This window comes from Aurantimonas litoralis, from assembly GCF_026153195.1.
Lineage (GTDB): Bacteria > Pseudomonadota > Alphaproteobacteria > Rhizobiales > Rhizobiaceae > Aurantimonas > Aurantimonas coralicida.
This window is the reverse complement of sequence record NZ_JAPFBM010000006.1, coordinates 129,497-152,260: the sequence shown is the minus strand read 5'-3', so window position 1 is coordinate 152,260 and position 22,764 is coordinate 129,497. Positions and strand designations below refer to the sequence as shown.

General features: G+C 65.9%; 22 protein-coding genes and 2 tRNA genes. 9 read left to right on the top strand and 15 right to left on the bottom strand.

The window, feature by feature from the left end:
* The first annotated feature begins 116 nt into the window (after positions 1 to 116).
* Positions 117 to 719 (top strand): transglutaminase-like cysteine peptidase, encoded by a 603-nt coding sequence (locus tag N7I30_RS14570; RefSeq protein ID WP_230787491.1) that lies wholly within the window; start codon positions 117 to 119, stop codon positions 717 to 719.
* Between the two features lie 97 nt (positions 720 to 816).
* Here N7I30_RS14570 and N7I30_RS14565 read toward each other — a convergent pair whose 3' ends face one another.
* The 4 genes from N7I30_RS14565 to N7I30_RS14550 form a co-directional block, all read right to left on the bottom strand.
* Positions 817 to 1,026 (bottom strand): DUF3126 family protein, encoded by a 210-nt coding sequence (locus N7I30_RS14565; protein WP_024350566.1) that lies wholly within the window; start codon positions 1,024 to 1,026, stop codon positions 817 to 819.
* A 71-nt stretch (positions 1,027 to 1,097) separates the two neighbouring features.
* Positions 1,098 to 1,922, bottom strand: coding sequence for a serine O-acetyltransferase (cysE, locus tag N7I30_RS14560; RefSeq protein WP_024350565.1), 825 nt, complete (start codon positions 1,920 to 1,922; stop codon positions 1,098 to 1,100).
* A gap of 143 nt (positions 1,923 to 2,065) precedes the next feature.
* A complete protein-coding gene (locus tag N7I30_RS14555; protein WP_498639795.1) occupies positions 2,066 to 2,941 on the bottom strand; it encodes an alpha/beta fold hydrolase in 876 nt (291 codons plus the stop codon).
* Complete coding sequence (locus N7I30_RS14550) at positions 2,938 to 3,696, bottom strand: alpha/beta fold hydrolase (protein WP_498639811.1); 759 nt, start codon at positions 3,694 to 3,696, stop codon at positions 2,938 to 2,940. The genes N7I30_RS14555 and N7I30_RS14550 overlap by 4 nt, the downstream gene beginning before the upstream one ends.
* A 140-nt stretch (positions 3,697 to 3,836) precedes the next feature.
* On the opposite strand from N7I30_RS14550, the gene N7I30_RS14545 reads away from it, so the two are divergent.
* From N7I30_RS14545 to N7I30_RS14535, 3 genes are all read left to right on the top strand, one after another.
* Positions 3,837 to 4,082 (top strand): zinc-finger domain-containing protein, encoded by a 246-nt coding sequence (locus N7I30_RS14545; RefSeq protein ID WP_024350562.1) that lies wholly within the window; start codon positions 3,837 to 3,839, stop codon positions 4,080 to 4,082.
* Between the two features lies 1 nt (position 4,083).
* Positions 4,084 to 5,244: an FAD-dependent monooxygenase gene (locus N7I30_RS14540; RefSeq protein WP_498639809.1), complete on the top strand. Its 1,161-nt coding sequence runs from the start codon at positions 4,084 to 4,086 to the stop codon at positions 5,242 to 5,244.
* A gap of 182 nt (positions 5,245 to 5,426) precedes the next feature.
* A complete protein-coding gene (locus tag N7I30_RS14535; protein ID WP_498639793.1) occupies positions 5,427 to 7,481 on the top strand; it encodes an OmpA family protein in 2,055 nt (684 codons plus the stop codon).
* Positions 7,482 to 7,583: 102 nt separating this feature from the next.
* Here N7I30_RS14535 and N7I30_RS14530 read toward each other — a convergent pair whose 3' ends face one another.
* From N7I30_RS14530 to N7I30_RS14510, 5 genes are all read right to left on the bottom strand, one after another.
* Entirely contained in the window at positions 7,584 to 8,750 is a 1,167-nt protein-coding gene (locus tag N7I30_RS14530; protein WP_024350559.1) for an AI-2E family transporter, read from the bottom strand.
* Between the two features lie 157 nt (positions 8,751 to 8,907).
* Entirely contained in the window at positions 8,908 to 9,654 is a 747-nt protein-coding gene (locus N7I30_RS14525; RefSeq protein ID WP_187391889.1) for an amino acid ABC transporter ATP-binding protein, read from the bottom strand.
* A 53-nt stretch (positions 9,655 to 9,707) separates the two neighbouring features.
* Complete coding sequence (locus N7I30_RS14520; RefSeq protein WP_498639790.1) at positions 9,708 to 11,207, bottom strand: amino acid ABC transporter permease; 1,500 nt, start codon at positions 11,205 to 11,207, stop codon at positions 9,708 to 9,710.
* 17 nt (positions 11,208 to 11,224) lie between these two features.
* Positions 11,225 to 12,415, bottom strand: a complete 1,191-nt coding sequence (locus N7I30_RS14515) for an amino acid ABC transporter permease (RefSeq protein WP_498639788.1) — start codon at positions 12,413 to 12,415, stop codon at positions 11,225 to 11,227.
* 112 nt (positions 12,416 to 12,527) lie between these two features.
* Positions 12,528 to 13,547, bottom strand: coding sequence for an amino acid ABC transporter substrate-binding protein (locus N7I30_RS14510; RefSeq protein WP_498639785.1), 1,020 nt, complete (start codon positions 13,545 to 13,547; stop codon positions 12,528 to 12,530).
* A 216-nt stretch (positions 13,548 to 13,763) separates the two neighbouring features.
* Here N7I30_RS14510 and metC point away from each other — a divergent pair, with 216 nt between their 5' ends.
* Positions 13,764 to 14,948, top strand: a complete 1,185-nt coding sequence (metC, locus tag N7I30_RS14505; protein ID WP_498639783.1) for a cystathionine beta-lyase — start codon at positions 13,764 to 13,766, stop codon at positions 14,946 to 14,948.
* Positions 14,949 to 15,028: 80 nt separating this feature from the next.
* Here metC and N7I30_RS14500 read toward each other — a convergent pair whose 3' ends face one another.
* On the bottom strand, positions 15,029 to 15,232 hold the full coding sequence (locus N7I30_RS14500) for a hypothetical protein (RefSeq protein ID WP_024350553.1): 204 nt from the start codon (positions 15,230 to 15,232) through the stop codon (positions 15,029 to 15,031).
* Positions 15,233 to 15,599: 367 nt separating this feature from the next.
* Between N7I30_RS14500 and cysC the strand changes: the two genes are divergently transcribed.
* Together cysC and N7I30_RS14490 are read left to right on the top strand one after the other, a co-directional pair.
* Positions 15,600 to 16,223 carry an adenylyl-sulfate kinase gene (gene cysC, locus N7I30_RS14495; protein WP_498639781.1) on the top strand — a complete coding sequence of 208 codons (624 nt, stop codon included), beginning with the start codon at positions 15,600 to 15,602 and terminating at the stop codon, positions 16,221 to 16,223.
* Between the two features lie 187 nt (positions 16,224 to 16,410).
* Positions 16,411 to 18,990, top strand: a complete 2,580-nt coding sequence (locus N7I30_RS14490) for a GSCFA domain-containing protein (RefSeq protein WP_498639779.1) — start codon at positions 16,411 to 16,413, stop codon at positions 18,988 to 18,990.
* A gap of 19 nt (positions 18,991 to 19,009) precedes the next feature.
* Here the strand turns inward: N7I30_RS14490 and N7I30_RS14485 are convergent.
* The 5 genes from N7I30_RS14485 to N7I30_RS14465 all read right to left on the bottom strand — a co-directional run bounded on the left by N7I30_RS14485 (position 19,010) and on the right by N7I30_RS14465 (position 20,682).
* Positions 19,010 to 19,085: transfer RNA gene (locus tag N7I30_RS14485), tRNA-Arg, on the bottom strand.
* 36 nt (positions 19,086 to 19,121) lie between these two features.
* Entirely contained in the window at positions 19,122 to 19,427 is a 306-nt protein-coding gene (locus tag N7I30_RS14480) for an ETC complex I subunit (protein ID WP_024350550.1), read from the bottom strand.
* A 66-nt stretch (positions 19,428 to 19,493) separates the two neighbouring features.
* Positions 19,494 to 19,570, bottom strand: a tRNA-Pro gene (locus tag N7I30_RS14475).
* Positions 19,571 to 19,623: 53 nt separating this feature from the next.
* Positions 19,624 to 20,088: a DUF192 domain-containing protein gene (locus N7I30_RS14470; protein WP_230787473.1), complete on the bottom strand. Its 465-nt coding sequence runs from the start codon at positions 20,086 to 20,088 to the stop codon at positions 19,624 to 19,626.
* 15 nt (positions 20,089 to 20,103) lie between these two features.
* A complete protein-coding gene (locus N7I30_RS14465; protein ID WP_230787470.1) occupies positions 20,104 to 20,682 on the bottom strand; it encodes a cold-shock protein in 579 nt (192 codons plus the stop codon).
* A 357-nt stretch (positions 20,683 to 21,039) separates the two neighbouring features.
* On the opposite strand from N7I30_RS14465, the gene N7I30_RS14460 reads away from it, so the two are divergent.
* Positions 21,040 to 21,480, top strand: a complete 441-nt coding sequence (locus tag N7I30_RS14460; RefSeq protein WP_498639776.1) for a VOC family protein — start codon at positions 21,040 to 21,042, stop codon at positions 21,478 to 21,480.
* A gap of 228 nt (positions 21,481 to 21,708) precedes the next feature.
* On the top strand, positions 21,709 to 22,740 hold the full coding sequence (locus tag N7I30_RS14455) for a YcbK family protein (protein WP_475363863.1): 1,032 nt from the start codon (positions 21,709 to 21,711) through the stop codon (positions 22,738 to 22,740).
* Positions 22,741 to 22,764 lie beyond the last annotated feature (24 nt).

Sequence of the window (22,764 nt, the reverse complement as noted above, 5' to 3'; positions counted from 1 at the left end):
CGCGAAAGTATATCCGGTAACAAACCGCCTAAAATTCGATGCAAATGCAGTGACTACATTTCGCTTCAAAGTAAAATGGAACGCGCATTGTCTCCTCACGAACGAGGAGAAAGCACATGCAGAACGTCATCAAGCAGGTCGCGATCGCAGCAGGGTTCCTCCTCGCCATGGGCGCGGGGACGACGACCGCCGCAGCGGCCCCCGCCATGGCCACAACCAGCCAGACCTCCCAGCCGGTCGGCCATTACGAGTTCTGCAAGAGCTACCCCAGCACCTGTACCCGCAACGCCTCGGTCGCCGTGGTCAAGCTGACCCGCGAAGTCTGGGCGCAGATCGTCGAGATCAATACGGCGGTCAACACCAACATCTTCCCGCGCACCGACGCGGAAATGCACGGCGTGCCGGAGCTCTGGTCCTATCCGACCGTCCAGGGCGATTGCGAAGACTTCGTTCTGCTCAAGCAGTACATGCTGGAGCGGGCCGGCATTCCGACCTCGGCGGTGCTGATCACCGTGGTGCGCCAGCCCAACGGCGAAGGCCATGCGGTGCTGACCGTGCGCACCGACCAGGGCGACTACGTTCTCGACAATCTCGACGACCGCGTCCTGGCGTGGACCGACACCGACTACCAGTATCTCAAGCGCCAGTCCGAGCGGAACGCCGGCAAGTGGGTGGCCATCGCCGACGACCGCAACCTCTTGGTCGGCAGCGTTCGCTGAGGCGAGCCCGGCGCGGGGCCTGACAGGCATAACAAAGAAGAGCCGGCCGCTTTCACGGCCGGCTCTTTCGTTTGCCGGGTCGAATCGTCGGGTGCGTCTACTCGAGGTCGATGTCCAGGATCGTCATGGTGAGGTGGTAGGACAATTCGCCCTCCTCGGTATCCTTCGCGAGCAGTCCGACGAATTCGTCGTTGAGATAGACTTCCGCCGAGTCGGCACTCTTCGGCAGCGCGCGGACCTTGATGTCGGCGGTCTTGAAGCTGCTCCTGAGGTAGGCTTCGAGCTTGCGGATTTCGTCGGGCTTCACAGCATTCTCCTGGATCGTCTGGGACGCCTGTAGCTAGGCGCCGGTCACTCGTTTCAATCCTCGGACGCCGCTCAGTCGTTCCGTTCGAAGCACTGGTCCATCGCCCGGGCCGGCTCGTCGCAATCGCCGGCCGATCCGATGACCCGCGCGGGAATGCCGGCCACGGTGGTATGCGGCGGCACTTCCTTCAGCACCACCGAACCCGACGCGATCTTCGAGCATTCGCCGACGCGGATATTGCCGAGGATCTTTGCACCTGCCCCGATCAGGACGCCGCTGCCGATCTTCGGATGGCGGTCGCCGAATTCCTTGCCGGTGCCACCGAGCGTGACGTCCTGAAGAATCGAGACGTTGTCGCCTATCACGGCGGTGAAGCCGACGACCAGCCCCGTCGCGTGATCGAGGAAGATCCCGCGCCCCATGCGCGAGGCCGGATGGATATCGGTCTGGAACACCGCCGACGAACGCGCCTGCAGATAGAGCGCGAAGTCGCGCCGCCCGGCGTTCCACAGCCAGTGGGCCAGCCGGTGCGTCTGGATGGCGTGGAAGCCCTTGAAGTAGAGCAGCGGCTCCAGATAGCGCTCGCACGCCGGATCGCGGTCGTAGACCGCCTGGATGTCGGTACGCAGCGTCGCGCGGAAGCTGTCGTCGGCATCCAGCATGTCGGCGAAGGCCTGGGCGATGGTCACCGCCGGCAGATCCGGATGGTCCAGCCGCTGCGACACGCGATGAATCAGCGCCGCTTCGAGGCTGCGCTGGTTGATGATCGTCGGATAGACGAAGCCGGACAGAACCGGTTCACGCGCCGCGACGTCCTCTGCCTCCAGCCGGACCTGGGCCCAGATCGGATCGACGGCCTGAAGGGTCTCGTGGGAATGCGAGCTCATGCTGCTCATGGAAGTCTCCCGGTCGGGATGCGCCCAAACGGCGCCTGGTCAGTGTCAAAGATAGGCGCGCGAAGCCGTCAGGGGAAGCCGCGGAGGCGGAACGCTGCGTTGCGGCGGCGCGATCGGCCCGCGCGGGGGCCTCGGTGCGCGCCTCAGCCAGTCGGCGTTGCAAAGCCGTGCCGGGTGAGAAAATCGAGGATCGCATCGCCGAACACGTCGTTGCGGTCGCCCGCCACCATGTGCCCCGCACCGGCGATGTCGACGAACTCTGCCGCGGGGACGAGGGCGCGGAATTCGTCGATCTCGGCACTCGTGACCATGTCCGAGCGGCCGCCGCGCACCAGAAGGGTCGGAATGGTCAGCGCCTGCGCCGCGGCGATCATTGCGATGCGCGCGGCGTCCCGGCGCATGGCGACGCTGTTCGGCCCGTCGATGAATGCCGGGTCCCAGTGCCAGCGATAACGGCCGTCCGCCGAACGGCGCAGGTTCTTGGCCAGGCCCTTCGACGAACCCGAAGGCCGCCGGTTGGGCAGATAGGCGGCGACTGCCTCCGCCGCTTCCTCGAGGCTGGCGAAGCCGTCGGCCAGACGGTCGGTCATGAAGCGGTGCACACGGGCAACGCCATCCTCGTTGAGGCTCGGCGTCACGTCGACGAGGATCAGCGCGGCGAAGCGGTCAGCCTCCCCCTGCGCCAGCAGGCTGGCGATGCCGCCCAGCGAAGCACCGACCGCCACGGGCTTCGCGCCGGCCTGAACGGCGATCGCATCGGCCAGCGCGCCGGCATCCGCGCCGAAATCGAAGAAGCTGTAGCCGCCGCCGGCGATCCATTCGCTGTCGCCATGGCCGCGCTGGTCCACGGCAATCGGCGACAGGCCGCGCCCGGCCATCCGACCCGCGACATGCGACCAGGCCTGCCGGGTCTGCCCGCCGCCGTGCAGCAGCAGCACCGGATGGCCGTCCGCCGCCGGACGGTCGGCGACGAGACGATGGCCGCCGGCCCCCGCCCATTCCACACGGCGCGTGGTCACGCGGCTTCGCCCAGGAAGCGCAGGACCTCCGCCTTGAAGGTGCGGTCGCCGACCGAAAGCATGTGGTCCCGGCCCTCGATGGCAAAGACCCGGGCTTTCGGCATCAGGGCGGCGAGCGCGTCGGGCGAACCGGCGATGTCGTCGGTGGTGCCGACGCCGATCAATGTCGGCTGGTCGATCCGCCCGACCTCCGCGTCGGTCAGTTCCTGCCGCGAGGTGGAGATGCAGGCGGCCAGCGCATGCCGGTCGCTGCGGGTGCGGTCGGCAAAGGCTCGGAACATGCGGCCGCGCGGATCGGTCACGTCGTCGAGGGACGGCGCCAGCAGCGCTGCGGCGATCGGATCCCAGTCGCCGACGCCCTCGACGAGGCCGATGCCGAGACCTCCGAAGACGATCCTCGAGATGCGCTCAGGCGCTGCCAGCGCGGTGAAGGCCGACACGCGCGCCCCCATGGAATAGCCGAAGATCACGGTCTCGCCGATCTCGAGATGATCGAGCAGGTTGACCACGTCGCCGGCCATCTTCTGTGGCGTGTAGGCCGCCTCGTCCTGCGGCTTGGCGCTCTGGCCATGGCCGCGATGGTCGAAGGCGAGGACGCGGTAGCCGGCTTCGTTCAGGGTCTTCACCCAGCCCGTGTCGATCCAGTTCACCCGCATCGACGAAGCGAAGCCGTGGACGAGCAGCACGGCGGGCCGGTCGCGCTCGCCGGTATCGGTGAAGGCCAGTTGCAGACCGTCGCTGGTGAAGGTGTCCATGGCTGCCATTCTCATGTTTTTCCGATCGGACGTCACAGGCGCATTAGAGCCATGACGGAGGTTTCGCCACCCCCTGTTCATTCGCGACCGGCGCCATTATGGTCCGCGCCATAGCGCAACCGAGCCGAGGGCGAGCCGCAATGGCCGGGCACACGATCCCCCATTTCCAGAACGATGCCGGACATGATCTGATCGAGGTCGGCGTCAACGAATTCATGTGCTGCGGCGCCAACCCGCCGCACGACCATCCGCATGTCTATCTCGACATGGGCGACGAGGGTGAGATGGTCTGCAGCTATTGCTCGACCCTCTACCGCTACAATTCCTCGCTGAAGGGCTGGGACACGATTCCCCCCGGCTGCCAGTTCGAAGAGAAGGCCGCCTGACATAGGCGCCATCGACCGGACGCGGCCGGTCGTCATCATCGGCGCCGGCATGGCCGGCCTGACGATGGCGCTGGAACTGGCGCGCCGCGATCGTCCCTGCATCGTCGTCGAGCGTGCCCCCCGGCTGGAAGAGGTCGGGGCCGGCCTGCAATTGTCGCCCAACGCGCTGCGGGTTCTCGCCCGTCTCGGCGATCTGGACGATCTGAAGGCGCGCGGCACGGTCGCCGAAACGGTCACCCTGCATGCCGCCCGGACCGGGCGTGCGATCGCGTCGGTACCGGTGAGTTCGGCCAACGGAACGCCCTACCTTTCCATTCACCGCGCCGATCTCCAGGCTTGGCTCGCACGCGCCGCGGCAGCCTCGAGCCGGATCGATCTTCGGCTCGGGCGGGACATCGGCGCCATCGGACGGGACGGCGGCGATCTGCGCGTCGAGGCGATCAGCCCCGACGGCACCGAGATCCTGCAGACGCCGCTCGTCATCGCCGCGGACGGCGTGAACTCGCCCACGGCCCTGCGGCTCGGCATGGGCGGACCGGCGGCGACGGGCGCCCTCGCCTGGCGCGGCCGTGTTGCCGACGGCGCAACCATGCAGCCTGCCGGTATCGAAGCCTGGCTGGGGCCACGGCGTCATGCGGTGGCCTACCCCATCGCCGGCGGCAGGGAGACGAATCTCGTCCTCATCGAGCCTGCGGGCGGCTCGGCGGACCCGGCAGAGCTTCCGGCGCGCTTTTCGAGATGGGACCGCCGGCTCGGCACGATGATCGCGTCGGTCGACGGTTTCACCGCCTGGCCGCTGAAAGCGGTGCCCGGCGCTCGGCCCTGGCGCCATCTCGATGACCGCCTGGTCCTGATCGGCGATGCGGGGCACGCCATGCTGCCCTATGCGGCGCAGGGCGCGGCCATGGCCATCGAGGATGCGGCGGTGCTGGCCGCCCATCTCGACCGCGCCTCCGACCTGAGCGATGCATTACGAAGCTACGAGACAGAGCGGCGGCCCCGGATCGACAGGGTCCGGTCGCGGGTCGGCTTTCACCGCTTCGTCTATCACCTGCCATTTCCGCTCAGCCTCGGCCGCAATGCGGTGTTGGCATCGCGCTCGGCGGCCAGCCTCGCCGGCGATCTCGCCTGGCTCTACGACTGGCGCCCGCCCAAGGATTAATCAGCCGGACACCGCCCGTCGCGGAACAGCGGCACCGGTGGAACGTTCCTGCCTCGCCTCGACATGGGTGCACCGGCCAGCCGGTCGGCATCCATGGCGGGCGGGAGGACTGGCACTGGACCGCGAAACCGGCCGTGCGACCTCTCAATGCTGCAAGGGACGGTTTCGAAAAGGTCATTTACATGCCGAAAAGTAACAGGACCGGCAGGTTCGTCGGTGTCGCCGCGCTGGCGGCCTCGACAGCCCTCTCAGGGCCCATCGCCGCTTACGCCCAGGAGGCGGCAACCATCCGCGTCGCGCAGGCCGAGGAATTGCTGCCGCAGGATGCGGCCCCCGCGCCGGAAGCTCCGGCTGCGCAGGAACCCGCCCCGGTAGAGGAAGCCGCACCGGTCGAGGAGCCCGCCGCCGAGCCGCAGCCCGCTCCCGTCGAGGAGCCGCCGGCCGAGCCGGCACCGGAACCCGAGGCACCGCCGGCCGAAGCGCCCGCAGAACCCGTCGCACCTGAGCCGACAGCCGAAGCTCCCGCTGAAGTGCCTCAGGCGGAAGAGCCCCAGGCCGAAGCACCGGAGGCCGAGCCTGAGCCGGCTCCCGAGGAAGCGGCTCCGGTCGAGGCCGAAGTCCCGGCGGAACCTGCCGAGGAAACTCCCGCAGCCGAGCCGCAGGCCAGCGAACCGGCAGCCGAGACGCCGGTAGAGGAGCCTGCCGCCGAGGCCGAGGCCCCGTCCGACCCTGCGGCGGAAGCCGCGCCTGAGGACGTGGCACCCGAAGCGCCTGCGGCAGAGGATGCCGACGCCACGCCGGCGGAGCCGGCCGCCGAGACACAGCCGGACGCCCCTGCTGATGCAGCGGTGCCGGAGAGCACCGACGGCGACATCACTGCCCCGACCGACGACGCTGAGCCCGCGACCGACACCGGCGAACAGCCGGCGGAAACGTCGCCTGACCAGCCGGCCGATGCGGCAACCGGGGAGCAGCCTGCTGCCGGCGAGCAGCCCGCTGCCGAAGAGCAGCCCGCCGCCGAGACCGCCGCGCAGCCCGAGCCGACCGCGCCGGAATCGCAGCCGGAAGCGGTGGACGAATCCGTCCAGACCGAGGCCGTGCCGGAAGGCGGGGTCGCTGCGAGCGATGCCCGCGTCCAGCAGCTCGCCGAGCCGGTCGAGGTGACCCCGATCACCGCCGAGGAAGGCGAACGGATCGAGGCGCCGAACGCCGCCGCGGCGGACGGCAGTGCCGGCAGCACCACGACGAACAACACGGTGATCAACAACAGCACGACCACCAACAACACCGTCGTGAACAACACCACCGTCAACCAGCAGGCGCCGCTGCCGCCGGGCGTCGAGGTTGTCGACCGCGTCGGCAATCGCGACATCCTGTCGATCGTCGGTGCCGGTGCCGTCGGGGCGCTCGCCGGCGGGGCTGCGGCCTATTTCATCCGCGGCAATGACGACGACCGCATCGCGGTCGATGCGCAGGAGCGTTATTACGACCGCCTGCGCGGCGATCGCACCCGCGAGACGGTGGTCCGGCCGAACGGCGTCCAGGTGGTCACGATCACCAACCGCTACGGCGACGTGGTGCGCCGCTCGCGCATCATGCCGGACGGCAGCGAAGTCGTGCTGTTCTACGATCCGTATCAGGATGACGAGCGTCAGGACGACTATTACTACAGCGACGTGGGCGCCGACCTGCCGCCGCTCGACCTGCGCATCCCGCGCGAGGACTACATCGTCGACGTGACGGATCCCGACGAGGAGCTCTACTACCGGACCATCGTCGCCCCGCCCGTCGAGACCGTCGATCGCATCTACTCCCTCAACGAGGTCCGCCGGTCGGAGCGCGTGCGGGACAAGGTGCGCCGCATCGATCTCAGCACGATCAACTTCAACTTCGGGTCGGCCGAGATCACCCAGGAGGAAGTCGGCGACCTGCAGGCGCTGGCCGATGCCATCGCACGGGTCATTGCCGAGAACCCGGACGAGACCTTCCTGATCGAAGGCCATACCGACGCGGTGGGCAGCGAGCGGGCCAATCTCGCCCTCTCCGACCGGCGCGCCGACGGCGTCGCCACGGCACTGACCCAGTATTTCGACGTGCCGCCGGAGAACCTCGTCACCCAGGGCTATGGCGAGCAGGACCTGAAGGTCGATACCCAGGCGGAGAACCGCGAGAACCGGCGGGTCACCGTCCGGCGCATCACCCCGCTGGTCAAGCCGGTCAACACCGCCCAGCGCTAGGCTGGACGGTCACACCCGGACAAAGAAAGGGCGGCCCTCGGGCCGCCCTTTTTCGTATCCGCAATGATGGGATGGGGACGGACCGACCCGCCGCCAAACCCGTCAGTCGTCGTCGTCGTTCGTCGGCCGTTTGGAGCCGACCGACAAGAAATCGCCGAAGGGTCCGAGGGGCTCGACATAGCTTGCCAGCACCTTGAGGGCGACCATCACCGGCACGGCCAGGAACATGCCGACGACGCCCCAGATCCAGCCCCAGAACGCCACCGACAGGAAGACCGCGGCCGCGTTCATCTCCAGCCGGCGGCCGACGATCATCGGGGTCACGAGCTGGCCCTCCACCGTCGTGCAGGCGAGATAGACCAGCACCGGCGCCAGCGCGTTGGACAGGCTGCCGAACTCGGCCAGCGCGATGACGCCGACGAGGAACATGCCGATCAGCGCGCCGATATAGGGAATGAAGTTCAACAGCGTCGCCAGCGCGCCAAAGATGATCGGCGTCGGCATGCCGACCCACCAGAGCAGCGTGCCGATGGTGAGGCCAAGGGTGACGTTGATCAGCGTGATCGTGAACAGGTAGCGCGACAGCTCGCGCTCGATCTCGTGGGCGATGTTGAGCGCCCGCTTCTTGTCCGACAGGGTCGGCATGGCGCGGACGAGCTTCTGGTAGAAGAGGTCGCCCGACGCCAGCAGGAAGAACAGGAAGACCAACGAGAAGCCCACCGAGGCGACGATCTGCGGCGCGGCGGTGGTCACATTGTCCAGCAGCCCGGGGTTCTTGACGACGACCTCGTCGGGCTGGCCGTCATTGGGCGCATTCCGCCCCGCGGCCTGCTCGACATTCTGCTGTGCCGCCTCCAGCCGGGCGAACCGCTCCTGCACCGAGCGCAGTTCCTGGTCCACGGCGGCGGCGTAGCGCGGCGCGTCGTTGACGATGTTCGTGATCGGGTCGCTCAGCATGTAGAAGCCGAGCACCATCGTCACCAGTGCGCCGACGACGAGGAAGAAAGCCGAGATCGGCTCCCAGATCTTCAGCCGCCGCCGCATGAACCGCACCACCGGGCTCATCACCAGCGCGAAGAGCAGCGCGATGATCACCGGCAGGACGAAGCTCGCCGTCAGATACAGCGCCCCGAACAACAGGATGAAAAAGATGCCGATCACCGCCCAGCGCGGGCCGGCTTCGATATGCTGGTTGGTGACGAGGCCGATCGTCGGGGACAGGGTGGTGGAACGCTTGTCTTCACGCCCCTCGCTCGATCGTTCAGACAATGGCGCATCCCCTCGGGTCAGATATGCACCAACGGCCTGATCACAATCAGGTTCCGTGGCCGTGGCGGAGGAACGGCACCGGGCAGGCCGGCGCCGTCCGCCCTGCTCTATCGGCCTGCTGCGCGGCCGCTATTGGCCGCGCAGTGTCGTCAGCGTCCTAGTGCAGGATCTGCGACAGGAAGAGCTTGGTGCGCTCGTGCTCGGGATTGGTGAAGAACGCTTCCGGCTCGTTCTGCTCGACGATCTGGCCGGCATCCATGAAGATGACGCGATTGGCCACCTGCCGCGCGAAGCCCATTTCGTGGGTGACGCACAGCATCGTCATGCCCTCTTCCGCCAGCCCGACCATGACGTCGAGCACTTCCTTGATCATCTCGGGATCGAGCGCCGAGGTCGGCTCGTCGAACAGCATGATCTTCGGGCTCATGCACAGCGAGCGGGCGATGGCCACGCGCTGCTGCTGGCCGCCGGAGAGCTGGCCCGGATATTTGTGGGCCTGCTCGGGGATCTTCACGCGCGAGAGGTAGTGCATCGCCACCTCCTCGGCCTTCTTCTTGGGCATCTTGCGGACCCAGATCGGCGCCAGCGTGCAGTTTTCCAGGATCGTCAGATGCGGGAAGAGGTTGAAGTGCTGGAACACCATCCCGACCTCGCGGCGCACCTCGTCGATCTTCTTCAAATCGTTGGTCAGCTCGATCCCGTCGACGGTGATGGTGCCCTTCTGGTGTTCCTCCAGCCGGTTGATGCAGCGGATCATCGTCGACTTGCCGGAGCCCGACGGCCCGCAGATGACGATCCGTTCGCCGCGGCGCACGGTCAGGTTGATGTCACGCAGCACGTGGAATTCCCCGTACCACTTGTTGACGCCCAGAAGCTCGACCGCGATCTCGTCGGAGATAGCCATGCGGTCTGCATTGCCCGGCTTGGTGTCGATGTCGACGGCCATGGGAGATTCCTTCAGCTTTTGTGTCCGGTATCCAGTCGCCGCTCGGTGTAGATCGAGTAGCGCGACATGGAGAAGCAGAACAGCCAGTAGATGAACGCGGCGAAGACCAGGCCGGTCGCCGGTGTGGTGGGGGTGATCCAGTCGGGATCGTTGAAGCCGCGCCGGACCGTGCCCAGAAGGTCGGCCAGGCCGATGATGTAGACGAGGCTGGTGTCCTTGAAGAGGCCGATGAAGGTGTTGACGATCCCCGGGATCACCAGCGTCAGCGCCTGCGGCAGGATGATCATCCGCATCTTCTGCCAATAGGTGAGCGCCATGGCGTCGGCGCCCTCATACTGTCCCTTCGGGATGGCCTGCAGGCCCCCGCGGATGACCTCGGCCATGTAGGCCGCCGAGAACAGCGCCACGCCGACCAGCGCCCGCAGGAGCTGGTTGAACGTCACGCCCTCCGGCAGGAACAGCGGCAGCATGAAGTTCGCCATGAACAGCACGGTGATCAGCGGCACACCGCGCCAGAACTCGATGAACACGATGCAGAACAGCCGCACCGCCGGCATCGACGACCGCCGGCCGAGCGCCAGCAGGATACCCAGCGGCAGTGACGCGGCAATGCCGCTGACCGCCACGACCAGGGTCACCATCAGGCCGCCCCACAGATTGGTGGGGACCGGCCGGAGCCCGAAGTCGCCGGTCATCAGCACCATGAAGGCCAGCGCCGCGAGGGTCGGAACCAGAAGCTCGAAGACGCCCGCCCCCTCGGACCCGGCTCGGAAGCCGGCCCAGACCGCGAGCACGATCGCCGCGAGCGACGCGAAGAACGCGGCGACCGAGAGGATCGAGAAGCGGTAGCCGAGGAAGCGGAACAGATCCGGATCCACCGCCGCCGAGACCAGCAGCAACAGGAGCGCAAGGCCTGCGAGGCCGGCGGCGATCTTGACCGGCATCTGCGAGATGTCGACGTCGGGCTTGGCGAGGACGCTGCTCAGCGTGGCAACGGCCGCGACCAGGAAGACCAGCGCCACCGTGCCGCCGGCGAAGCGGAACTCGCCGCCGGTCAGCAGCACCAGCGCCACGAACGGGAACACCGCGAACAAGAGGATCGCGTTCAGCCGCTTGTGGGGCACCCGCGGGATCGCGAGCCCTGCCACCAGCAGCGCCAGCAGCACCACCGTGACGTCGATGCGCCAGCGTTCGCCGAACGGATAGACGCCGTACATGAACTGGCCGAACTTGGCGCTGACGAAGGCCCAGCAGGCGCCGCCATGGCCACCGCCCTCGACCAGGCACGCGGTGCGATCGCTGCCGGTGAAGACGGCGTCGAGCCAGGCCCAGTTGAAGATGTTCATCGCGGCCCAGACGATGAACGCACCGGCGATCACGCTGAGGACGCTGTCGAGCGGCGTCGCGAAGAGGTTGCGGCGGACATTGCCGATGAACCCGACCTCGCTCGGCGGGGGCGGCAGCGGCAGCTTTTCCTCGGTGGAGACGAAACGGGCGACTTGTTCTTCCATGATCTATTCGCCCCCGATCATCGCTCGACGAGCGCCATTTTGGCGTTGAACCAGTTCATGATGAGCGACACCGTGATGGAGAGGCCGAGATACACCGTCATCCAGATCACCACGACCTCGATGGACTGGCCGGACTGGTTGAGGACGGTCGAGCCGACGGCGACGAGTTCGGGATAGCCGATCGCCAGTCCGAGGGACGAGTTCTTGGTCAGGTTGAGATACTGGCTTGTCAGCGGCGGAATGATCACCCGGAACGCCTGGGGCACGACGACCAGCCGCAGCAGCTTGCCGCGCGTCAGTCCGAGCGCCGAGGCGGCCTCGGTCTGCCCCTTGGAGACGGACAGGATGCCGGCGCGCACGATCTCCGCCACGAAGGCCGCGGTGTAGATCGACAGGGCCAGCCACAGGGCAATGAATTCCGGCCGGATCTGGATGCCGCCAGCGAGGTTGAAGCGTGTCGCGGTGGGAAATTCCAGCGTCGCCGGAATTCCGGTGGCCACAAAGACCAGGAGTGGCAGGACGAGGATCATGCCGATGGCGGGCCACAGCACCGGCCGGCGCTCGCCCGTGGCCATCTGATGCTTCTTGCTGCGCTTGGCGTAGAAGATCGTGGCCGCGGTCCCGACGGCGAAAGCCGCAAGCGTGGCCCAGGCGACCGGTTCGAACAGGATGGCCGGGATCTGCAGGCCGCGATTGGTGAGATAGACGCCAACCGGGCTCTCGTCGATGCCGCGCGGCCCGCTCAGAACCGACAGCACGCCGAAGTACCAGAACAGGATGACCAGCAGCGGCGGGATGTTGCGGAAGGTCTCGACATAGACGGTCGAGATCGAGCGGACGAGGAAATTGCGCGACAGGCGCCCGATGCCGACGAGAAAGCCGACGATGGTCGCCAGGATGATGCCGCTGATCGCCACGACCAGCGTGTTCGCGATACCGATGAGGATCGCGTCCCCATAGGTGGCGTTGCTCGAATAGGTGAAGGGCGTGATGGCGATGTCGAAGCCCGACCGCTCGGCGAGGAAGCCGAAGCCGGACGCGATGTTGGCGGCTGCGAGGTTCCGCGCCGTGTTGTCGACGATCCACCACGTGAAGAGCGCGAGCCCGACCACCAGGGCGACCTGGATGACGATGCTGCGGACGGTTGGATTGTTCAGGAAACTGGCCCCGCCGCCCTGACGCGGCACGGAATGGGTTTCGACGGTCATCTACGCTCCCGGGCGTTGCGGAAGTTGACGATCCCCGGCGGCCGCAAGGGGCAAACGGGCCACGCCGGGCGGGCCGGACGCGAAAGAACGCGCCCGGCCCGGCTTGATCAGCTCAGCGGACCGGCATGCCGTACTGCAGGCCGCCCTTGGTCCACAGGGCGTTCTGGCCACGGGCGATTTCCAGCGGCGTATCGACACCGATGTTGCGCTCGAAGATCTCGCCGTAATTGCCGACGGCCTTGATGATGTTCACGGCCCAATCCTGCGACAGGCCGATGGACTCGCCGAAGTTCTTGTCTTCGCCGAGCAGACGCCGGATCTCGGGATTTTCCGAGGTCTTCATGTCCTCGACATTCTCCTGGGTGACGCCCAGCTCTTCGGCGTTCAGCAGCGCGTTGTGCGTCCACTTGACGACGTTGAACCATTCCGTGTCGCCCTGGCGCACGGCAGGTCCGAGCGGCTCCTTGGAGATGATCTCCGGCAGGATGGTGTGCTCGTCGGCATTGCCCATCTCGAGGCGCGACGCCGCCAGGCCCGACGCATCGGTGGTCAGCACGTCGCAGCGACCGCTGTCATAGGCCGAGTTCACGTCCGACTGGGACTCGATGACGACCGGGTTGTATTCCATGTTGTTGGTGCGGAAATAATCCGCCAGGTTCAGCTCGGTGGTCGTGCCGCTCTGCACGCAGACCGTCGCGCCGGACAGTTCGAGCGCGGAGTTTACGCCGAGGTCCTTCTTCACCATGAAGCCCTGGCCGTCATAGTAGTTCACGCCGGCGAAGGTCAGGCCCAGCGTGGTGTCGCGGTCCATCGTCCAGGTGGTGTTGCGGGCCAGAACGTCGACTTCGTTGTTCTGCAGCGCCGGGAAGCGCTGAACGGCCGACAGCGGCGAGTATTCGACCTTGGACGGGTCGCCGAACACGGCGGCGGCGATTGCCTTGCAGTAGTCGATGTCGAGACCCTGCCAGGCACCCTGATCGTTCTGCGAGGCGAAGCCCGGCAGACCGGTGTTGACGCCGCAGCGCAGAACGCCGCGATCCTTGACCGTCTGCAGCGTCTGGGCGGACGCACCGCTGACGGCCACTCCGGCGACGGTCAGACCCAGCACGGCAGTCAAAAGTCTCAATTTCATCAGGAAACCTTTCCAGGCATGGTTTTCAGTTCAATTCTTTTCTTTGTCGTTGAGAGACGCACCCATGCAGCCAAGGCCGCATCGCAAACGCATCTTCACGAGGCGGCTTGATCTCATGTCATAAATTTGTGCAGGTCAAGCATGTGACGCTTTTCTCCCGCCGATTTTGACGATTACGGCAATCCACGTCTCGCAAACAATCAGGAAGCCCAACAATTGAGCACTCGATCCGCGCAGCCCGGCAACACGCGTCTGGGGGTGAATACGCAGCTCGCGCACGGCCCGTTCGACCCGTCCACGCAGCATGGTTTCGTCAATCCGGCCGTCGTGCACGGCTCCACCGTGCTGTTTCCCACCGCCAAGGAGCTGAAGAACCGGGCCAAGGCACCGTTCAGCTACGCCCTGTCCGGAACCCCCACGACCAAGGTCCTTGAAGATGCGCTGAGCGAACTCGAGGGCGCCGCGGGCACGATCCTCGTGCCGTCGGGGCTCGCCGCCGTCACCGTGCCGCTGCTGGCGTTCCTGGCCGCCGGCGATCACTGCCTGGTGGTCGATTCGGTCTATTTCCCCACCCGCCGCTTCTGCGACGGCACGCTGCGGCGCATGGGCGTCGACGTCGAATATTACGATCCGCATATCGGCGCGGACATCGCCGGGCTGATGCGGCCGGAGACGAAGGTCGTCTTCCTCGAGGCGCCCGGCTCCAACACCTTCGAGATCATGGACGTCGCCGCGGTCTGCGAGGCGGCCCATGCCGGCGGCGCCGTGACGATGCTGGACAATACCTGGGCGACGCCGCTGTTCTTCCGGCCGCTGGAGCATGGCGTCGATCTGTCGATCCATGCGCTGACCAAATATCCGGGCGGCCATTCCGATTTGATGATGGGCAGCGTGTCGGCGAACGCGGCGACCCTTGCCCAGCTGCGCGACACGCAGATGCAGCTCGGCGTCAACGGCGCGCCCGACGACACCTATCTCGTCCTGCGCGGCCTGAAGACCATGGGCGTGCGGCTGGAGCGGCACCAGGCGTCCGCTTTGGCGCTGGCGCAATGGCTGCAGGGTCGCGACGACGTCCTCGACGTGCTGCACCCGGCCCTGCCCTCCTTCCCCGACCATGCCCTGTGGCAGCGTCAGTTCAGCGGCGCGAGCGGCCTGTTCGGCTTCGTCCTCGACGGGGATGCGGATGCGGCCGAGCGCTTTCTCGACGCGCTGCGCGTCTTCGGCCTTGGCTATTCCTGGGGCGGGCACGAGAGCCTCGCCGTGCCGGCGTCGCTCGGCGACCGGACCATCGCGAAGGGACCGGCCGCGGGCAGCCTGATCCGGTTGCAGATCGGGCTTGAGGATGTGGCCGATCTGCAGGCGGACATGGAAGCGGGCTTCGCCGCCGTTCACGGCCGCTGATCGTCAGGGCCCCGCGTCGCGATACCGATGCGGGGCCGGCCTTGCTGGATACCGGGCCTGCGGACTTTCCGCGGCGCCCCTCAGCCGATGGCGCGGACGTAGGACGGCAGTCCCCGCGGAACGTTCGTGCATCCATGGAAGACGCGGACGTCCACGCGCGGATCGTCCTGCGCGTATTCGTAGTCGATCCCCAGCATGTTCATCACACTGGCCGGATGGCGAAAGTCGCCCGCCATGGCCGCCTTGCAATGATCCACCAGGATCGTCGAGCGTGCCTGTAACATCGTCTGCCTCCAAGCGTGTCTGCCTGTCGATGATGCCCACACCCGCCTCACTAGCCGATGAAGATTGTTGGTGGCTGGAGTGTGAAGGGTGCGAAAACAATCATACGCCCGGATCCGCTTTGCGGCTGTGCCCTTCCCGCCGCAACCGGCGCGGAAACGGTCCCGAGGCGCGGGCAAACGCCGTTGTGCGGGCCACGGGCGTCCCGCATCTCCTTGACCGGAGAGCAACCATCCGGCACGCGGTGATGCCACGACGCCGCGTTTGAAACCGGCGTTGCCGGCGAACGGAAAGAACCGGGCTTGCAGACCGCACGCTCTGCATCGCCCTTCCAGCGGGTCACGGCCTGCCGACATTGATGGTGCCGACATGGCCGAAACCGAACGTTCCCATGCGCCCAATGTGCGATGGCAGACCTTCGATCTCGACAAGCAGCGCCGTGCGGCCGCCATGGGGCAGACGCCGGCGGTGATCTGGTTCACGGGGCTCTCCGGCGCCGGCAAGTCGACGATCGCCAATCTGGTGGAGAAGAGCCTCTTTGCGCGCGGCCGGCACACCTATCTTCTGGACGGCGACAATCTGCGCCACGGCCTCAACCGCGACCTGGGCTTCTCCGAAGCCGATCGTGTCGAGAACATTCGCCGCGTGGCGGAAGCGGCACGCCTGTTCGTCGATGCCGGCCTGATCGTCCTCGCCTCCTTCATCTCGCCCTATCGGTCGGACCGCAGGATGGCGCGCAGCCTGTTCGAGGATGGCGAATTCATTGAGGTCTTCGTCGACACCCCGCTGGAGATCGCCGAGCAGCGGGACCCGAAAGGCCTCTACAAGCGCGCCCGCGCCGGGCTGATCAAGGATTTCACCGGCATCGACAGCCCCTATGAGGCGCCCGAGCGGGCGGAGATCCGGCTGGAGGCCGGAACACGAGAACCGGACGTTTTGGCCGACCAGATCATGCGCTATCTCGAAACCCACGGATATCTCGCCTCCCGCTAACGAGGCGAGTGATGCGGAGGTCATTCAAGGACCGGACAATCCACGACCTGAAGGTTGAAGTCACCGCGAGGTGTCGGGCAAGGTCGAGGTTCGTGGACACGTCGACATACGGGCACATCTATTCGCGCCCGGTGAATACGTCACCCTGGCCTGCCACTGGTGGCCTCAGAGCGGATCGAAGAATCGCATGACGACAGAACCGGGAAACACTCCCAACTCCCCCGTTTGTTTCATGCATATCGGCAAAGTGGGTGGCCATTCCATATCGCAGGAGCTTCTGAGCCGGTTTGACCTGTCAGAGGCGGTCAATGCGTCCCCCGAACAGTTCGACAATTTCACGCCCGAGACTTTTGCCGGCAAACGTCTGGTGATCGGCCACTACGCATACAATCACACGCTGCTGCTTCCCCCGAGCCGGTTCCTGTTCTCGATTGTTCGCGAACCGGTCGACCGGGTATTGTCGAACTACTGGTTTCTGCGCGCCCACGCGGACGTGGAGGACACCCGCGCGCAACAGATGATCGACCTCGCACGCCGGTGGCCCATCGAGGAGTTCGTCCGGATCGATGACCCCGCCGTTCGGCAGGTCGCGGACAATCATCAAACCTGCTTCTTCGCGCATGACTGGCGCCATAGCGATCCTGTGACCGAACAGGATTTCAGTCTGGCGATGGCACATCTCGACGATTTCGACCTGATCGGCGTGCATGCCGCTTACGACGATTCGATGCAGATGCTCTGCACGATGCTGGACTGGCTTCCGTGGCCAAGTGACAACCGTTTCAACACGACAGCGAGCCGCGTGGCGACGGACGCCCTCAGTCCGACGGTCAGGAGGCAACTGGAGGAGCTCAACCGGTTCGACGTCGCTCTGTACCAGGAAGTCCATCGCCGCTTCTGCGCAAAACGCAGCGACTTGCTGCGTACGATGGCGAGGCATGCTTGGCGCAAACGCCGGGACGCTGTCGGGAAGGCTCCGGAGACGGCTTTGCCGACGGCTGTCGAACTCTACGCCAGCCAGACAGTCGAGGGGGACAACTGGCATGTCCGCCAGATCCAGAATGGCAGCTATGCCCGCTGGCTAGGCCCTGCCACAGAGACGCGGCTCTTCACCACGATCGCCGCATCGCCATGCTACGACGTCGAGATTCATCTCGTCGGCTGGATCGATAGGGAAACGCTCGACAGCCTCACCGTGGCGATGACCGGCTGGGATTGCGAAGAGACAAGCTATCACGTGTCGATGGAGGACATGCGTGCTGTCAAACGTTGGCGATTGCGGGCGACGGACATTGCCAAGGCCGGCCCCTTGCTGGAACTGGATATCAACGCGCTGCGCACCGGACGCCTCTCCGATCATGGCGTCGAGAGCACCCATGATCTGGTCGCATCGGTCGCCGTAAGCTGCGTCAAGATTTCCGCTGTTTCCGAAGCAGAAACAACGGCACTCGCCAGCGGTCAGGATCAGACGTCCGCGACCGTATCCGACGATATCATCGCCAAAGGTGTCTCGCTGCTGCACGGGGCCGCTGGCAAGGTTTCCAAGATCGTCGCTGCGGAACGGCTCTTCCGTTCCGCCGTCGAGGACGATCCGGAGTCCGTGACCGCTCACGTCTGGCTCGGTGAGGCATTGTGCTACCAGGGGCGCTCGCCAGAAGCAGTCGCGATCTTCGAGACGGCGTTGGCGCTCGAAAAGGCGTCGGCGACCGTTCAGCTCGACGAGCGGACACGGGCGCATCTGCTTGAGCGACTCGGTGAAGGGCTGATCCTCGCCGAGATGCGTCTGGACGATGCCCGCGCCTATCTGACCGAGTCAGTCAGGCTTGCGCCGGTGACGGAAGCCGAGAGCCACCGTCTGAACGGTGCCGCCTACATGCTCGACGGACTCACACGGCTGGACTCCTCGACGCCGAAGCGCAAAATCGCGCGGTGGCCCGTACAAAATGCCGCATTCCAGAACCTCGATGAGGTCGCACGGCAGTTTGCAGACAACACGAAGGCTGTGGGCACCCGCCCGATCGGCCGCGATACGAGAGTCGTGACCCTGGGTTCATGCTTTGCCGGCAACATTGCCATTGCATTGAAGGATCGAGGGGTCGAGACGACTGCACTCGGCCTCGGCGAACTGATCAACAGCACGTTTGCGAACCGCGCCTTGATCGAATGGGTGAACAATGATCCGCTCGATCGCTACAGCCCGGAAACGATAGAGACGCTGAAAGTCTATTTCGGCGCATCCCCGGACACGCTCCGCGCCACCCTGACGAGTGCGAACACCATCATCTACACACTGGGCGTGGCACCGGGTTTCTTCGACAAGCGCACCGGCCTTTTCCACCTCACCCAGGCTGGCAAGAACACGCTGCACCTGCTCAAAACTAACGATTTCAGAACCACGACCGTGGAAGAGAACGCCGACAACATCGAGGCGGTGATCGCAGGCTTGCGTCGGTGCAATCCCAACATCAACATCGTCTTCACCGTATCGCCGGTGCCGCTCTACTCGACCTTCGAGTACGATTCAGCGATTATTGCCGACTGCGTGTCCAAGTCTGTGCTGCGGGCTGCAATTGATGTCGTTTTGAAGCGGGCACATGCAGGCGTGAACTACTGGCCGGCTTTCGAGATGGTGCGATGGGTCGGCGCATACCACCCAAATCTCTTCGGGGAAGAGGACGGCACGACGCGGCACGTGTCCGAGCACGCGGTTTCAGCCATCGTCAACGGCTTCATCCACGCTTTTGGCGACGAAGCGTTGAAACAGTAAGGCGTAACGTCGGTGGTTCTGGCGACCCCGGCAGGATTCGAACCTGCGACCATCGGCTTAGAAGGCCGGTGCTCTATCCTCTGAGCTACGGGGCCGTAGGCGACCTGGCACCGGGACGGACGGTTCGACCGTCAGTGCGTCCAGGGCTGGCGCCGGTCATAGCGGAAATTGTCCGCATAGGCGATCTTCGGGCGCCGCGTTTCCTTCGGCTCCTCGACCCGGTACGGAATGTCGTTGCGCTCGGCGTATTCGACAGCCTGCTCGCGGGTCTCGAATGAGAGTCTGAGCTGGGAGAGCATGTCGCCGGACGAGGTATAGCCCATCAGGGGCTCGACGCGCTTGGGCTGCTCGGGTTCGTAGACCAGCATCCAATCGCGCGTCTTCGCCTTGCCCGACTGCATGGCGGTACGGGTCGGACGATAGATTCTCGCAACCATCTGGGCCTCGTCGGCGGCGGCGCGGCTTCGCCACGCCCGTGTCAAAAACCGGTGTCCGTCGACCATTGGTCGGAGCGGCAGGATTCGAACCTGCGACCCTCTGGTCCCAAACCAGATGCGCTACCAGGCTGCGCTACGCTCCGGACACTGGTGACGTGCCTGTCGATGCGGGGTTTGGCGGGCAATGGTCGGGAAGTCAAGGCTGCGGAATGATCGGGTGACGAAGTCGGTCGCCGGCGGCCACGCCGAAGCGGGCCGCCGCGCCGCCATTCAGCTCCAGAACGTATTTCACCGGCGCCCCGGACGGGATCGTCTCGAGCGACAGCGGCTGGGCGTTGGTTTTCACCCGCTTCACCACCCCGTCCGGATCGATGAACAGCATGTCGAGGGGAATCAGCGTGTTCTTCATCCACATGGCGACCGGACGGGTCTCGTCGAACTCGAACAGCATGCCCTGGTCCGCCGGCATCGATTCGCGGTTCATCAGGCCGGTGGCGCGCGTCTCCGGCGTCCGGGCCAGTTCGACCTTGATGGCGTGGCTGCCGGTCGCCGTTTCCAGCGTCGCCGTCGACAGGCCGTTGCCCGCCACCGCGTAGTAGGCCGCCCCGACGACGGCCGCCGCCGCAAAGCCGGCCGCCAGGATCGCGCGTCTCATTGCCATCGGATCTGCCTCAACTCAGTGGGACGGCGGCTGGACGGGACCCGTCCCCGGATGGATCTCCGCCGCCATGCGTCCCTTGTCGCCCTGCCCGAAACGCACCAGCACGTCCTGGCCGGGCCGCAGCTCGGTCATGCCGAACCGGCGCAGGGTTTCCATGTGGATGAAGATGTCCTCGGTCCCTTCGCCGGTCGTCAGGAAACCGTAGCCCTTGGTCCGGTTGAACCACTTCACCACGGCCGAGACGAGATCACTGCTGGCGGTGACGACCGAATGGGTGCGCGGGGCCGGAAGCTGCGAGGGATGAACCGCGGTGGACTGGTCCATCGACAGGACCCGGAACGCCTGCAGGCCGCGCTCGCCCTGCTGCACCTCGCAGACGACGCGGGCGCCCTCCAGCGCCGTCGCATGGCCGTCGCGCCGAAGGCAGGTGACATGAAGCAGAATATCCGCGCCCCCGTCGTCGGGCACGATGAAGCCGAAGCCCTTCGAGACGTCGAACCACTTGATATGGCCCGAGACGACGGACAGGCCGACATCCGCGGTGTCGGACCGACCGGCCCGGTCCTCGGCGTTTTCAGATATTCTGTCCGGCATTCGGGGTTCCGCCTGTACTTCCACCATCCGAATCGCAATGGTCGAACTTAGCATCAATGAGCCCGATCGGGGCAAGGCCACCGGCGGGCTTTTCCAAGGATATGCCGGTTGTCGCCCAGACATGGCGGCGTTCTATTGCCGCGACGACAGCAACGATGCCGCCAGCTACGGCCACCAACTGACGTCGTCTGCGATGCCGCTCCGACAGACGTGTCGCTGCCAGGGACGGCCGAGACCGCCCTGCCCGATCCGGGGCCGACCCCGTGTCCCCTCGTCGCTTTTTCTGCGCCGCAAGGGTTGGCTCACCGGTCAAACACGCTACCATCGGCGCCATCACCACAAGAGAGGCAAGACCGAATGCGCTATCTGCACACGATGGTTCGCGTCAGCGACGTGGACGCGTCGCTCGACTTCTACTGCAACAAGCTGGGAATGGTGGAAACCCGCCGTGTCGAGAGCGAAAAGGGTCGCTTCACCCTGATCTTCCTCGCCGGGCAGGAAGACATGCCGGGCGCCAAGGAGACCCGTGCGCCGCTTCTGGAACTCACCCACAACTGGGACCCGGAGGAATATTCCGGCGGGCGCAATTTCGGGCATCTCGCCTATGAGGTCGACGACATTTACGCCATCTGCCAGGACCTGATGGACAAGGGCGTCACCATCAACCGCCCGCCCCGCGACGGTTACATGGCCTTCATCAAGTCGCCCGACAACATCTCGATCGAGTTGCTGCAGAAGGGCGAGGCCAAGGAGCCCGCGGAGCCGTGGGCCTCGATGCAGAACACCGGAAGCTGGTAAGCTTCCACCGGGACATGCGGCGACCATCGTGCCGCCGCATTCCCACCATAGACGGCAGAGCGTTATTGAGAGACAATGCTTTCGCCGTGCACGACCTGACGCTTGGTAAGATCATCGAGACTGTCAGTGGCGACACATGGTGGGGACCATGGAGACGCGGCAGGATGGCCGGGTCGTTGCAGGACTGACGTGGCGGGTTCGCGAACACGCTGCCGAGAGGGGAAACGATTGAAAACTGACCGCCCGGGCCACCGCCGCCTTGCGATGACGCCGCATCTCCTGATGCTGGCGCTTCTGTCGACCGCGCCGATCCTGTCGGGATGCGTCTCCGCCATCGACGATACCTCGGCCTTCGGATTTGCCGGGACCGCTACGGCGCCCGAGACCGAAGACGCGGCTGCCGTCGATGTCGCGGCTGCATCCGAAGCCGATGCCGGAACGTCGGCGACCGGCGAAGCGCAGGGCACGGAGGCTGCGAGCGCAGCGGCCGAGACCAATGCGCCGGCGACCGAGACGGCCGAAGCACAGACGCCGCCGCCCGCCATCGCCGACATGCCGGCCACCACCCCGCTGATTCCGACCGGCAGCGAGAACAAGGCCATGGTCGCCTATGCGACCGAGGCCTCCACCAGTGGCGCGGCAGGCCGTTCCTCCGACCGTTCGCTGTTTTCCTCGCTCTTCGCCCGCTCGGAGGCCCGCACACCCATCGCCAATGTCGACAAGGGCAAGTCGCGGCGCGTCGTCCTGCAGCGCGAGGGCGCGGCGGCCGGCACCGACGCACTGCCCGGCGTGGACCCCTCCTCGCTGTTCGAGATCGGCCAGCGCGCCTCGGCCGACGAGGACATGATCGAGGACGTCGAGACCTCCTACCGGGTCGCCTCCCTGTCGACCGGCATGGCCCGGCTCGCGCCGAACGGCCTGATGGTTCAGCGGGAGAGCGTCGAGACCTCCTGCTTCCCCTCGAACCTCGTGCGCATCCTGCGCAGTGTCGAGCGGCGCTACGGCACCAAGGTGATCGTCACCTCCGGCTATCGCAGCCCGACCCACAACAAGCGGGTCAACGGCGCGCGCCGCTCCCAGCATATGGGCTGCAAGGCCGCCGACATCATTATCCCCGGCGCCGACAACATGGCCGTTGCCGCCTATGTGCGCTCGCTGCCGGGCCGCGGCGGCGTCGGCACCTATTGTCACACCAAGGCGATCCACGTGGATGTCGGGCACAAGCGCGACTGGAACTGGTCCTGCCGCGGTCGCAAATAGCCAACCCTCTGGTTCTACGGCGAG